Origin of the sequence: Pseudomonas mandelii (genome assembly GCF_006438925.1) — a bacterium.
GTDB lineage: Bacteria > Pseudomonadota > Gammaproteobacteria > Pseudomonadales > Pseudomonadaceae > Aquipseudomonas > Aquipseudomonas mandelii_C.
The window spans coordinates 228,741-241,500 of the sequence record NZ_RCZA01000007.1; the positions used below are offsets into that span (position 1 = coordinate 228,741).

Here is a 12,760-nt window from a genome sequence, read left to right on the forward strand (position 1 = left end):
ATCGGTCCTACGTCTTGCGAGGACCGATCTGATTAGAACCTGGCTGTAGCCTGAACTACCACGCCGATAATTCGGCACTCCTCGGTGTAAAGGGCTTTCGGATACGTCGGATTGAGCGGGACCAGGTAACGCTGCCCGCCCTCTTCTATCAGTTTGCGAAAGGTTGCCTCGGCGCTGTCGGGCCATTGGGCGATCACCAACTTACCGGGTTCCGGCACAATGGCCGGGTCCACCAGGATCATCATGCCCTCGGCAACGCTGATGCCAGTAGGCGCGGTCATCGCATCGCCTACCACACTCAGCCAGAAAGCCGGGCCCTGGGCGTGATAGTCGGTCAGCTCGAAGCGTTCCTCCTTGCGGTACACCGTCAGCTCGCCATCGCGCAGTTGCGCCGGCTCCTTCCAGTCACTGACCGGGTAGCGGAAGTACGGGTTGTACTTGAGCGCCAGGGGCATTTCCTCCTCTTCCAAGACGAGTGGTTCGCGGATCACCAACGCCACTTCGAGAAAGTCCATGCCCAGCGCCTTCAACACACGGTTCATGTTGACGACGCCAGGATCGCGGCGTTTGTTCAGCCAGTGGCCGACGCCGCCCTGAGACATCCCGAGGCGATCTGCGAGTTCTTCTTGAGTGATTTTGAGTTCACTCATCTTGGCCTTGACCAATTCAATCCATTTATCCATGTGCGGCACGATACGTGGGCGCCTCCGGCCGTCAAAACACAAATTGTAGTATTTAATCTCTCGTCATAAATACAGTACGTACTAGGATTGGTTCACGGATCTGAATCTATCACGGAGTTTGCCATCGCCATGTCCATCCCCTGCAACGACCTGCCTGACATGCAAATCGACACTTCCCTCACCTCGCCAAAAGGCTCTGCCGCCGCGCAACGAGCACTGGACTATTACTTGAAACCAGCTGTTTCAGAGGAAGTGGTCGAAGAACGTTTCTTTGACGTAAACCGCAACATCAGCTGCGAAGAGGCGCTGGTCCATGCCACGGATTTGCTACGTTGTGCCGCCGCCATCGCGTACGAGTCAGCCAGCAATTTGCAGGGCGCAAGTCGGGACCTGGCGTTTTCAGCGGTGCACATGATCGACATGGCCAAGGCGATGGTGGATCGATCCCTGGAGGGCGATCAGAACGGGTGAGACACGGGTGCTTGCGAGGACGGGAAAGATTTTTCCAATCGCGCAGATAAAAGCATTTGACTTGCAAACGAGAATGATTATTATTGCATGCAGCTGGTCGCGAGATCAGTCGATTGTCCAAGTGGCCTTAGGTCGGTCTCCTGGACGATCTCCTCATCAGGCTAATCACGGTTTTTGACCCGGCTTTTTGCCGGGTCTTTTTTTTGCCAGTTATTCTGGCTTTACCTTCAGGCTAATGAAGTCTTTAGGTGCTGCAAATTCGAATGGCGCGGATGATATCAAAAGAATATCCGTAGCCAAGAGAAGCCCGGCATCATTGGCCCAAACTAATCAAAAATAGCGCTTGAGAATCAATCGCGCAGTCTCTAAGCTGCGTCGGCGTCAAGGAGGACGCCCCCCGCTTCCCCCCCCAGAATTTCCCCCGGTTTTTCCCTTCCCAGCGTGTAAAGTAACAGCCATAAAATCATATTCAGGAATCGACTATGACCGTGGCTAAATCCTCTTTCGACATCAGTGCCAACTTCGACAGTGGCAACATTGAAGTGCTGGACATCAGCAATCCGTTGCAAGCCCTGCTGGCCATCAAGCCAGACACCCGCAGCCAGCACTTTCAGTGGTTCCACTTCAAGGCCAGCGGTCTGCACGTCGGTCAGGAACACTGGTTTCGTCTGAACAATGCCAGCAAGTCCTCCTACAACAAAGCCTGGGATGGTTATCAGGCCGTGGCGTCCTACGACCACGTCAACTGGTTCCGGGTGCCGACCATTTTCGAAGGTGACTGCCTGCGCTTCAGCCTTGAAGCCACCGCCACCCACGCCTGGTTTGCTTACTTCGAACCCTACAGCCGTGGCCGTCACGACTGGCTGATCGAGCAAGCGCTGACCAAGGCTGGCACCGAACTGCTGGCCACCGGCAAAAGCGTCGAAGGTCGAGACATCCAGCTGCTGCGTAAAGGCACGGGCGCCGAAGGTCAACGCAAAGTCTGGATCATCGCCCAGCAACATCCCGGTGAACACATGGCCGAATGGTTCATGGAAGGCGTGATCGAACGTCTCGAAAAACACGACGATCCGATATTGAACAAACTGCTGACCAGCGCCGATCTGTATTTGGTGCCGAACATGAACCCGGACGGCGCTTTCCACGGTCACCTGCGCACCAACGCCATGGGCCAGGACCTGAACCGCGCCTGGCAGAGCGCCAGCCAGGAAACCAGCCCGGAAGTCTTTTTCGTACAACAGCAGATGGAAAAGTACGGCGTGGACCTGTTCCTCGACATCCATGGCGATGAAGAAATCCCCTACGTGTTCACCGCCGGCTGCGAAGGCAACCCGGGGTACACGCCACGGATCGAGAAACTCGAAGAGCACTTCCGCAGTCATCTGAAGCACCTGACCAAGGACTTCCAGACCAAGCACGGCTACACCCGCGACGAGCCCGGCAAGGCCAACATGACCTTGGCGTGCAACAGCGTTGGCGAGAAATTCGACTGCCTGTCGCTGACCCTCGAAATGCCCTTCAAGGACAACAACGATGCGCCGAATCCGCTCACCGGCTGGTCCGGAAAACGCTCGAAGCAATTGGGCAAGGATGTGCTGACGACCGTGGCTGACATGGTCGATACCTTGCGCTGATCACGCTCGATGGCTGCATGCCCGGCATGCAGCCATGCCTCACTCGGCAGCGATCCGCACGCAATCCTCAGGTCCCAGCAAGCGCCCATCCTCGGCACGTAATTCCAGCGTCTGCACCGGTCGGCCGTTCTCTCGGTCAACCACCCGCGAGTGCGCCTCCCCTGCCTCATAGAAAAACGCCTCGCCCCATTGGCGCAATCCGATGATCAACGGGAACAGGCCTTTGCCCTTTTCGGTCAGCACATATTCCTGATACGCACTGCCGTCCGACGCCGGCACCAGGTCGAAAATACCGTGGGCCACCAAGGTGCGCAGCCGCGCAGACAAAATATTCTTGGCCATGCCCAAATTGCGCTGAAACTCCCCGAATCGGCGTATGCCGTCAAATGCATCGCGCACGATCAGCAACGACCACCAATCACCAATGGCATCCAGGGAACGGGCAACCGGGCATTCGGCGTTTTCCATGCTTGTACGTTTAGCCATGAGCGCGCTCACATCCATCAAATGTAGTTGCAATATAAAACCAGCTTCCTTACCGTACAACTGGTTTCACTTAGAAACCACACAAGGAAGCCCGTCATGAAACCTGAGCATCCATTGAGCGGCGCCGTGGTGCTGCTGTTTGCAATCGCCTGCGGCTTGGCCGTCGGCAATGTTTACTACGCACAACCGCTGCTCGATGCCATGGCCGAGGCCTTCGTCATGGACCCCGCAACCATCGGCATCGTCGTCACGCTGACGCAAATCGGTTACGGCGCAGGCCTGGTGTTGCTGGTGCCGCTGGGTGACCTGCTCAATCGCCGGCGCCTGATCGTTACGCAAACTGTGCTGTCGGCGCTGGCCTTGCTCACGATCGCACTGGCGCCTGACAACATCTGGCTGCTGATCGGCATGACATTGACCGGGTTGTTAGCTGTCGTGACCCAAGTGTTGGTGGCCTACGCCGCAACATTGGCCATCCCGGAACAGCGAGGGCGTGTGGTCGGTGTGGTCACCAGCGGCATCGTCGTCGGTATTCTGCTCGCCCGGACAGTGGCCGGCGGCATGGCTGACCTCGCCGGTTGGCGTTCGATTTATCTGTTGTCAGCGGGTTTGACGCTGGTGATGGCATTGCTGCTGTTTCGTGTGTTGCCCAAACATGAAGATGCGCAACCCGCCAGTTCCTACGGCGCCTTACTGGGCTCGGTATTCACGCTGTTCAAGGAAGAACCGGTGCTGCGCCAGCGGGCGGTGCTCGCGCTACTGACCTTCGCCAGCGCCATGCTGTTGTGGACGCCCATGGTGCTGCCGCTGAGCGCCCCGCCGCTATCGTTGTCCCACACACAAATCGGATTATTCGGACTGGCAGGTGCTGCCGGCGCACTGGCCGCCGCTCGCGCCGGGCATCTGGCTGATCGTGACCTGGGCCAATGGACCAGCGGTTTGTCACTCTTGTTGATGCTGGTTTCCTGGCTGCCGATCGCCTTCACCCAGTCCTCATTGTGGGCATTGCTGCTTGGCGTGATTACCCTGGATCTGGGGTTGCAGGCCGTGCACGTCACCAGCCAGAGCATGATCTACAGCGTGCGCCCCGAAGCCCAAAGCCGACTCACCGCCGGCTACATGCTGTTCTATTCAATTGGCAGCGCCTTGGGGTCAATCGGTTCGACGGCGATGTACGCGTGGGCCGGGTGGCTCGGTGTATGCCTGCTGGGCGCAGGCATCAATGCTGTGGCGTTGATCTATTGGTGGCGAACGCTGGCCACGAAGGTCCAACCGTGGAAGCTGCTTCACACTGACCCGTAGGGGATCAGCCGCGATCCTTGCCCCGCAACATGCTGTCCAGCACGTCATCGCGGCGCACCCAGCCGTGAAACAGCGCCGCCGCCAAATGCAGCAGTACCGTCAGGAACAGCAAGTACGCCAGATACCCGTGAGCCTTGCGCAGGAACGCAAACACCTGCGCATTCGCCGGTACGATCGACGGCAACTGCAACGAACTGCTGAGCATCACCGGATCCCCCGCCGCCGAAATCATCGCCCAACCCAGCAGCGGCAGGATCAGCATCAAGGCGTACAGCAAAACATGCGAAGCCTTGGCCGCCAGTGCTTGCCAACCCGGCAGATCCGCCGGCAGCGGTGGCTGTTGAGTGGAAAAACGCACGGCCAGGCGCACGATCACCAGCAGGAGAATCGCCACGCCCAAAGGTTTGTGCAGATGAATCAGCCACTCATGACGCTCGGACACCGAAGCGGCCATGCCCGCGCCGATAAACAGCATGGCAATGATCATCAGCGCCATCAGCCAGTGCAGCAGTCGCGCTAAAGGCGCGAAGTGGTTCGGTTGAGCGCTCATTGACGAGACTCCTGTTTATTAGCAGAGGGCAACTGGCTGACTTCGCTGGTACGACGCAAGTAGGAAGTGGCGTACCCCGCTGAACGAGCGGCGAGCAATGGGTCGTCGGAACCTTCTATGCCGGCGGGCAGTACCAGCGGGTCGTAGTTGATGTCCCGGCATTCGCCATTGAGTTGCGGCTGGGTGCTTTCGAGTACGAGGGTGCCGGCGTTCAACACTTTGCGACCCTCGGGCCAGGCCTTGCTGGCGTCGTTGACCGGATCGCCAGGGTTGGCCAGCGTGATGTTCAACTGCCAACGCAGCGGTCCTGCAGAAAGGCGCTGAACCAGGTCTTTCTCCAGGAATTCACCCCCTTCAGGCGCCGTAGCACCCGCTGCATCCTGAGCGACGGGCACCATGCTCCAGCGCACCGCCTGCCGTTGTCCCGCAGCGTTCACCAGGTAAAACGCATTGACGCTGTTGTAGGTTTCCGTCACATAACTGGCCGACGGCTTGGCAGTTTTGATCCAGGCCAGGAACGGTGCTGCTTCCGGATGCGAACCGAAGAACGCTGGCACCGCAGCCGGGTTCGGCTTGCCGGTGGCCGGGTCCGGCGACTGGGCCTGCTGCAATTGGTAGAACGCTTCGGGCGTACCCACCGGGAACACCGGCATGCTGTTCATCCCGGTGCGCCACTGCTGACCGTTGGCCTGGGTGAATCGCAAGGCCAGGCTGCGGATCGGCACGCTGTTGTCCGGCGCATAAGGATTGCCAGCCGGCAATGCGAAACGCCCGACCACCGGGGTCCGCGCGACATTGAACACCTGAGCGCTGGAATAGCTGCGCGCCTCACCGCTGCTCTCGAAATGCCCGATCACGCACACGCCTTTGGAGTGGTTACGCCGGAATCCCGGGTGCACGCCGTTGTTGGTCTCCAGCACATTGATCAGCTTTTTCGGCGTCAGGCGCTGTGGGTCAAAGGTGCCGTTAACGTAGGCAAAAGCCCCGGCCACTGCGGCAACCACCACAGCGATACCGGCCAGACGTAATGTCAGGCTCGCGGCACTCAAAGGTGGCCGGGTGGGCGGTGATGAGCGATCTACCATGAAAGACTCCAGGGCCATCGGCCACAGGGGGAAGGAGCTATGAGACGAACGTCGCGTAGGATTATTCCCTCTGAACTGTAGTTTCTTTCAAAGCACCGCGAGCGACGAATGCCCGAATCCCGTCACACTGGGTTAAAACACGCCTCACGTTTATCCAAAAAAGCCTGCATGCCTTCTTTTTGCCCGGGAGTGGAAAACAACCCATGAAACATCCTTCGCTCATACAGCAGGCCTTCGCGCAACCCAAGCTCCAACGCGCGATCAACTGCTTCACGCGCAGCCACGGTGGCGGTTTTGGCGAAACCGGCGATGGTTTGCGCCGCAGCCAGGGATTGTTCCAGCAGATCGGGTGCGGCAATAACTCTTGACACCAGCCCTGCCCGCTCAGCTTCCAGGGCTGACATCGAGCGCCCCGTCAATATCATGTCCATGGCTTTCGATTTACCGATCAGACGCGTGAGACGCTGGGTGCCGCCCATCCCGGGCATCACACCCAACTTGATTTCCGGTTGACCAAATCGGGCGGTATCGGCAGCAAAGATCAAGTCGCACATCATGGCTAACTCACAGCCGCCGCCAAAGGCATAACCGGCGACAGCGGCCAGCTTGGGCGTCCGTAAAGCTGCAAAGTCTTCCCACTCGGCAAAGAAGTCCTCGTGGACCATGTCCAGATATGACTTTTCGCTCATTTCCTTGATATCGGCGCCAGCAGCGAAAAAATCCGCCGTTCCGGTAATGACGAAACACCCCACCCCCGGATCCCGGTCCAACCGTTGCAGTGTGTCCAGCAGTTCGCGCATGACCTCGCAACTCAGGGCATTGCGGGCTTGCGGGCGATTGAGACGAATCAATACGACTCGATCATGACGTTCGATCAGTGTGTACATGTTGACCTCATTGAATAATTTGAATGCTTGAATGACGAGCGCTCACTCACACCTCAGGAGTCCCAGATCGCGCCATAGGCCGCAATGCCCCGCCCTTCCATTTCCTCGACCACCCGCTGAGTCAGTGCCTGGTTGGAAATGCAGATCACGGCCTCTGCACCGAACGTTTGAACTGCGTCATAGGCCAATTGCACCAGGTCGGGTTTGCCGAGCAGATCGGTGTCCCAGATCAAGGCATCGGGCTCGGCCCGCAGGATTTCCTCCACCAGTTCGTTACCGTAGGTTTTTCGTGGACTGCGGGTCGACCAGATCAGATGTATCGGTACCTGTCTGGCCAGCAGATGGGGCAGCACCGGGCCGATACCGCTGCCGGTGGCGATATACACCACCGATTTGAACAGGGTTTCAATGTGCGCAACGCCGGCGGTGGTGATGCCTTTGACCCAGACGTGAGTCGGCATGTGCTCGATAAACTCACCGGTCCAGTCTCCGGCACGGGAAATAATCAGGCGAAAACCGGCCTCTCCCGGCGTGGGAATGTTGGCAAACGAGTGCCATTCCAACAGCGGATTGAGACTGATGGCATTGGACGAACCTGCAAACGGCGTGACATGCCCGAACCGGGCAATCACTGCATGGGATGAAGTCCTGACCAATTGCACCGGCACTTTGCGCAAACGCAGCCATGGCAGGGCGATGCTGAACGTCAAGCCCATCAACATCCAGAATGGCACGGACGCTACCAGTACTTCCTGCAACGGCGTTTGCGGGTTCTGATCCTGGGCAAACAATAGGGTCGATACCCAGAATAACGCGAGCGCTATCCAGCCACCGAAGCGGTGTGTTCGTTCGAATCCATTGTGAAAGCGTGAGCGAATCCGCGGATGAGCCATGGTCGCCACCAGCAACAACACCCCCAGCAGCCCGCCGTTCACCCACAGAAGCGCGAGTGAAACCCCGCCCTTATCCTCCATCCAATGCCAACTCAATGAGCCGAGTAACGCCACGAACCAACCAATGGCCGCCACGGCTGCGCCACTGTGCAGACCGCCGAAGTGATAAACCTTGGCCAGTGAGCGACGAATCGCCAGCGGCCAACAGGTGGGAGCCAGGGTCGCTAACCAGAACAGCAGATTGATGATGTATTGCTGGCGAATCAAAATGGCCATCGACAGATTCGCCAACACCAGCCCCGCTAACGTTTCCAGGGCAACACCGGAGGTTGTCCACCATTGCCCGGCATTCAGCCCATGCGCCAGCGCTGCACCATTGAGTACCAGCACCAACGCCACAAGACGGTTGTAATGGGAAAAAACTGGCAGCGTTCCAAGGCGTCGCCACAGCGCATGCTTGGCGGGTAAACCGCTAGTGGCGCTCATGCGATCACCTTCGGTCCGGTGTTGGCGCCAAGGCTGACCTGGTGCGCCAACGCCAGTTCCAGCAGCAGCCGCTTGTCGACTTTCCCCCGTGAAGTCAGCGGAATAAGGTCCAGGGCGATCATCAACGAAGGTACGCAATAGTAGGCAAGCCGCTCCTCGCAGCGACGTCTCGCATCATCGATGTTCGTGGTCGCGGGACTGACGAAGGCCACCAGATGGCGATTGTCGAGTTTTAGCGTAACCGCCCGCTCGCAGGAGTCGCACGACTCCAGTACCGCTGAAACACTATCGAGCTCAACGCGAAAACCCCGCACCTTGACCTGATCGTCGACGCGCCCCAAGTGTTCGAGATCGCCTTCCGCCGTCCAGCGCCCCAGGTCGCGAGTGCGAAACATCATCCGACCCTTACCGAGAAATGGATCGAGGCGATACCGTTCGGCGGTCAGCGCGGCATTGCCCAGATAACCTGCCGTCACACAATCCCCGCCGGCCCACATCTCCCCTTGTTCGCCCACCGCACAAGGTCGACCGGCTTCATTGAGTACGTACACGGTGTTGTTGGGCGTGGGTTTGCCGATGGTCAGGGCCTCTCCGCCCCTGTAGCACTGCATGGTGTTGACAATGGTGGTCTCGGTCGGGCCGCAGGCATTGAAAAAAGTGCAGAACGACGACCAGCGATCGGCCAGGGGTTGCGGGCACGGCTCCCCTGCAACGGCCACGACCTTAACCTGCTGGCAGCGCGCTGGATCGAGGGTGCCGAGAATCGACGGCGTGGCAATTAGCACATCGCATTGCTCGGCGGTCTGATCAATGTCCTTGTCACGGATCATCAACGTCGCGCCATGGGCCAGGCAGCCCAGAATCTCCCAAGCGGCCATATCGAAGGCGATGTTCAGAATCTGCCCGACCTTCATCCCAGGCCTCATACCGAGGTTGCCAGGCTCCGTCAGCAAAATATTGCAGACATTGCGGTGGGTAACCCGAACCCCGTTGGGCAACCCGGTGGTACCGGAAGTGAATAAAACGAAGCAAAGTTGATCCGGGGTCGATGACAGCGAACCGGCCACGTTCAAATCGTCTGATAGTGTTGACGGCAACCTCATGAACTCATCGAGGCAAATGCAGTGCTGCGCCGGTATCAGGGGAAGCCGTGATTCGAGGCGCGACAGCGTCAGCACCACCCGTGTAGCGGCAACCTCCATGATGTGGCGCAGTTGTGGGGGCGGTGTAATCCCCACGTGCTGAGGGATGTAGGCTGCGCCCGTTTTCAACGCTGCCAACATGCCCACCAGCATGGGGATCGAGCGTTCTACAAATAAAGCAACGTGATCGCCTGGTTTGACGCCTTGGCTGATTAACAGCGTAGCCAGTCGATTGGCCTGCCTGTTCAACTCGTTGTAGGTGATGGTTTCACCCATCCAATGGGCCGCAACGACTTGAGGGTTGGTCGCGGCTTGCGCTTCAATTGCGTGATGAATCAAGGAAAACGTCGGCGTAACCGTCGGCCCATGACCGAATTGCTGCCAACGGTCCTGATCAACAGGGGACGCAGGCATCGAGGAATAGGTCAATGCCGGTTTCAGGGTAATTGCGTGCTCTTGCATATCAAAAATCTCATCGGGCTCAATGTGAAAGCTCAAGTCCGGACGGTTCTGCCGAGCCTGTTGATAGGCTGGGCTGAATGCCGTTTGCGCTTGCTATGAGGGTTGAGCCACGATGCTTGATTCCATTACATGGATTACAACCAACAGGGAAATGACCTACAGAAATTGACCGTGGGATTTTCTTTTCCGGCAGAGGGAATAATCTGCAGTAGCCGGCGTCTTCCTTGTCACTGCCGCCCTTCACTGACAGAGAACACGTCCTTTTCCATGAACGATATCGACGAACAGCTGAGAGAAATCATTCCCAGATTGCGCCGGTTTGCCGTGTCGTTGACGCGCAATCCCAGCAGCGCCGACGACCTGGTGCAGTCTTGCCTTGAGCGCGCGCTGTCGAGGTGGGGCGACAAACGCCCCGAGGGCGACTTGCGCGCCTGGCTGTTTTCGATTCTTTATCGTCAGTTTCTCGATGCTCACCGGCGCTCACGACGTTATGCACGAATGCTCGAATTCTTTACCGGACGTGACGATGCGCAGCCGTCGGTGGAACGTACCGTGATCGCCCAATCAACCCTGAAAGCCTTCGATCAACTCACCACCGAACAACGCGCCCTGCTGCTCTGGGTCTCGGTCGAAGGCTTGAGTTATAAAGAGGTCGCCGAGATTCTCGACGTCCCCACCGGCACCGTGATGTCCCGCCTGTCCCGTGCCCGCCAAGCCTTGCGCCAGTTGAGCGACGGCGAAATCACCCGCCCTTCTCTGCGGAGACTCAAATGATCAGCCTGCCCCCAAGCGAGCGTGACCTGCACGCCTATGTCGACCAGCAACTCAGCGATGCCGACCGACGTCTGGTGGACACTTTTCTGGCCAGCAATGCAGGAGTGGCTGCCAAAGTGCGTGCCTGGCAGCAGGACGCCCAGCAATTGCGCGCGGCATTGAGCGGCGCCCTGCAGCAACCGGCCAACCCGGACCTCGACCCGGCGCTGATTCGCCAACGCCTCAAACGACAATCTCGCCGGCACCTGGCCAGCGCCGCCGTGTTGCTGATCGCGGTCAGCGTCGGCGGATTCAGCGGTTGGCAAGCCCGGGAGATGACGCTCATCAGTGCCACGCCGCCGATGACCGATGCCCTGCAGGCCTATCGCCTGATTGCCCAGCAAGGCATCCTGCCGGCCGACTACAAAGTCAGCGATGACGGCGACATGCAGGGTTGGCTCGACCGCTATTTCACTCAGGCCAATCGCTTGCCTGACCTCTCGGGCGCCGGTTTCAAACCGGTCAGCGGGCGCTTGCTGAGCACCGAACAAGGGCCGGCGGCGATGGTGGTCTACGAGGATCAAAGCGGCCATAAGGTCAGCTTCTACGTCCGTCCACCGGGTCCGAAAAACTACCTGTTGCCCAGGGGCAGTCGCAGCGATGGTGAGTTGCAGGCCGAGTACTGGTCGGGGGGCGGGTACAACTACGCGATGGTCAGCCCGACGGATACGCCGGCGGCGCAGATGCTCAAGCAAACCGAGCAGTTCTGAGCACCATCATTCCCTGTGGGAGCGAGCTTGCTCGCGATGGCGGTGTATCAGTCGACATCAATGTTGAATGTACAGGCCTCATCGCGAGCAAGCTCGCTCCCACAGGGGATTTATGGAGGCCTGTGGACCGTGTTCAACCCTGCCCAAATACCTGCGAAGGCCGGCGCAGCAACGGGTCGAACGGATTGATCCGCGGTCCGATCAGCGCCGCTTCGCGCTTGAGCATGTCCACCACCGTCGGCAAGCGATCCGGCCCCAGCCGATCACTCACGGTCGCCACACTCAACGCCGCCACTGCCCGCCCTTCACGATCCAGAATCGGCACCGCCACCCCGGCCATGCCCTGCAACACGCCCGTGTTGCGTCCGGCATAACCCAGCTTGCGCACATTCTCGACTTCCGAACGCAGGAACACCTCGTCGTACAGGTGGAAATCCTTGAGCCTCGGCAAGTTGTAGTGAATCACCGTGTCGCGCTCTTCTTCCGGCAAAAACGCCAGAATCGCCAGGCTGCCCTGCCCCACGCCCAGCGCCACCCGCCCGCCGATGTCACCGGTAAACGTGCGGATCGGAAACGGCCCTTCACTGCGATCCAGGCAGATCGCATCAAAACCACTGCGCGCCAGCAAGAACAACGAATCCCCCAACGACGCCGACAGCCGCAGCAGCGCCGGACGCACCAGTTCGCGCAGGTTTCCGGTGTTCCCGGCGCGGGCCGCCAGGGCGAAAAACTCCAGGCTCAGACGATAGCGTTTGCTGCGCGCATCCTGCTCGACCATGCCCTCATCCATCAAACTGCGCAGCAATCGGTGGGTGGTCGGTTGCGACAACCCGATGCGCTGGGCCAGTTGCGTCACCCGCTCCCCGCCCTCGACGGTGTCACCCAGACTGCGCAGCACGGCAAACAGTCTGGAGACCGCGCCAACACCGACATCACTTTTGTTTTCATTCCGCTCAATGGAATCTGTCATGGGTTTTCTCGAGAAATAATTTACTCACCGAATGAAACTGAAAATAGTCATCGCTTCAGTGAAATAGGCCATTGAGCCCATCCTATTCTTCGTCCTACTCTGCGTCCAGACAGGGGCGATTCGAACAACAGCGGCAGCCGACAGAAGTCGAGCGCCAACGCACCCAGCCAGACCTTTTCGTATCTG

At 58.9% G+C, this 12,760-nt stretch carries 13 protein-coding genes; 5 read left to right on the top strand and 8 right to left on the bottom strand.

What is annotated here, in order from left to right:
* Window positions 1-32 precede the first annotated feature (32 nt).
* Window positions 33-683 carry a LexA family protein gene (locus tag EAH74_RS17980; RefSeq protein WP_140680140.1) on the bottom strand — a complete coding sequence of 217 codons (651 nt, stop codon included), beginning with the start codon at window positions 681-683 and terminating at the stop codon, window positions 33-35.
* A 129-nt stretch (window positions 684-812) separates the two neighbouring features.
* On the opposite strand from EAH74_RS17980, the gene EAH74_RS17985 reads away from it, so the two are divergent.
* Window positions 813-1,154, top strand: coding sequence for a DUF6124 family protein (locus EAH74_RS17985; RefSeq protein WP_123366193.1), 342 nt, complete (start codon window positions 813-815; stop codon window positions 1,152-1,154).
* Between the two features lie 482 nt (window positions 1,155-1,636).
* Entirely contained in the window at window positions 1,637-2,788 is a 1,152-nt protein-coding gene (locus EAH74_RS17990; protein ID WP_140680141.1) for a M14 family metallopeptidase, read from the top strand.
* 39 nt (window positions 2,789-2,827) lie between these two features.
* On the opposite strand, the gene EAH74_RS17995 is transcribed toward EAH74_RS17990, so the two are convergent.
* Window positions 2,828-3,274: a winged helix-turn-helix transcriptional regulator gene (locus tag EAH74_RS17995; RefSeq protein WP_123366482.1), complete on the bottom strand. Its 447-nt coding sequence runs from the start codon at window positions 3,272-3,274 to the stop codon at window positions 2,828-2,830.
* Between the two features lie 96 nt (window positions 3,275-3,370).
* Here EAH74_RS17995 and EAH74_RS18000 point away from each other — a divergent pair, with 96 nt between their 5' ends.
* Window positions 3,371-4,576 (top strand): MFS transporter, encoded by a 1,206-nt coding sequence (locus tag EAH74_RS18000; protein WP_140680142.1) that lies wholly within the window; start codon window positions 3,371-3,373, stop codon window positions 4,574-4,576.
* 4 nt (window positions 4,577-4,580) lie between these two features.
* Here EAH74_RS18000 and EAH74_RS18005 read toward each other — a convergent pair whose 3' ends face one another.
* The 5 genes from EAH74_RS18005 to EAH74_RS18025 all read right to left on the bottom strand — a co-directional run bounded on the left by EAH74_RS18005 (window position 4,581) and on the right by EAH74_RS18025 (window position 10,033).
* The gene (locus EAH74_RS18005; protein ID WP_056740290.1) at window positions 4,581-5,126 is read right to left on the bottom strand and encodes a cytochrome b; all 546 of its coding nucleotides are present in this window, start codon (window positions 5,124-5,126) and stop codon (window positions 4,581-4,583) included.
* Window positions 5,123-6,211, bottom strand: a complete 1,089-nt coding sequence (locus tag EAH74_RS18010; RefSeq protein WP_140680143.1) for a catalase family peroxidase — start codon at window positions 6,209-6,211, stop codon at window positions 5,123-5,125. Before EAH74_RS18010 ends, EAH74_RS18005 begins: the two co-directional genes overlap by 4 nt.
* Window positions 6,212-6,333: 122 nt before the next feature.
* A complete protein-coding gene (locus tag EAH74_RS18015; RefSeq protein ID WP_140680145.1) occupies window positions 6,334-7,098 on the bottom strand; it encodes an enoyl-CoA hydratase-related protein in 765 nt (254 codons plus the stop codon).
* A 53-nt stretch (window positions 7,099-7,151) separates the two neighbouring features.
* Window positions 7,152-8,477 carry a hypothetical protein gene (locus tag EAH74_RS18020; protein ID WP_140680146.1) on the bottom strand — a complete coding sequence of 442 codons (1,326 nt, stop codon included), beginning with the start codon at window positions 8,475-8,477 and terminating at the stop codon, window positions 7,152-7,154.
* Complete coding sequence (locus tag EAH74_RS18025; protein WP_240050530.1) at window positions 8,474-10,033, bottom strand: amino acid adenylation domain-containing protein; 1,560 nt, start codon at window positions 10,031-10,033, stop codon at window positions 8,474-8,476. Before EAH74_RS18025 ends, EAH74_RS18020 begins: the two co-directional genes overlap by 4 nt.
* A gap of 315 nt (window positions 10,034-10,348) precedes the next feature.
* Between EAH74_RS18025 and EAH74_RS18030 the strand changes: the two genes are divergently transcribed.
* Together EAH74_RS18030 and EAH74_RS18035 are read left to right on the top strand one after the other, a co-directional pair.
* The gene (locus tag EAH74_RS18030) at window positions 10,349-10,855 is read left to right on the top strand and encodes a sigma-70 family RNA polymerase sigma factor (protein WP_140680149.1); all 507 of its coding nucleotides are present in this window, start codon (window positions 10,349-10,351) and stop codon (window positions 10,853-10,855) included.
* The gene (locus EAH74_RS18035) at window positions 10,852-11,604 is read left to right on the top strand and encodes an anti-sigma factor family protein (protein ID WP_140680150.1); all 753 of its coding nucleotides are present in this window, start codon (window positions 10,852-10,854) and stop codon (window positions 11,602-11,604) included. Before EAH74_RS18030 ends, EAH74_RS18035 begins: the two co-directional genes overlap by 4 nt.
* Window positions 11,605-11,737: 133 nt before the next feature.
* Here EAH74_RS18035 and EAH74_RS18040 read toward each other — a convergent pair whose 3' ends face one another.
* A complete protein-coding gene (locus EAH74_RS18040) occupies window positions 11,738-12,574 on the bottom strand; it encodes an IclR family transcriptional regulator (protein WP_140680152.1) in 837 nt (278 codons plus the stop codon).
* Window positions 12,575-12,760: the final 186 nt, after the last annotated feature.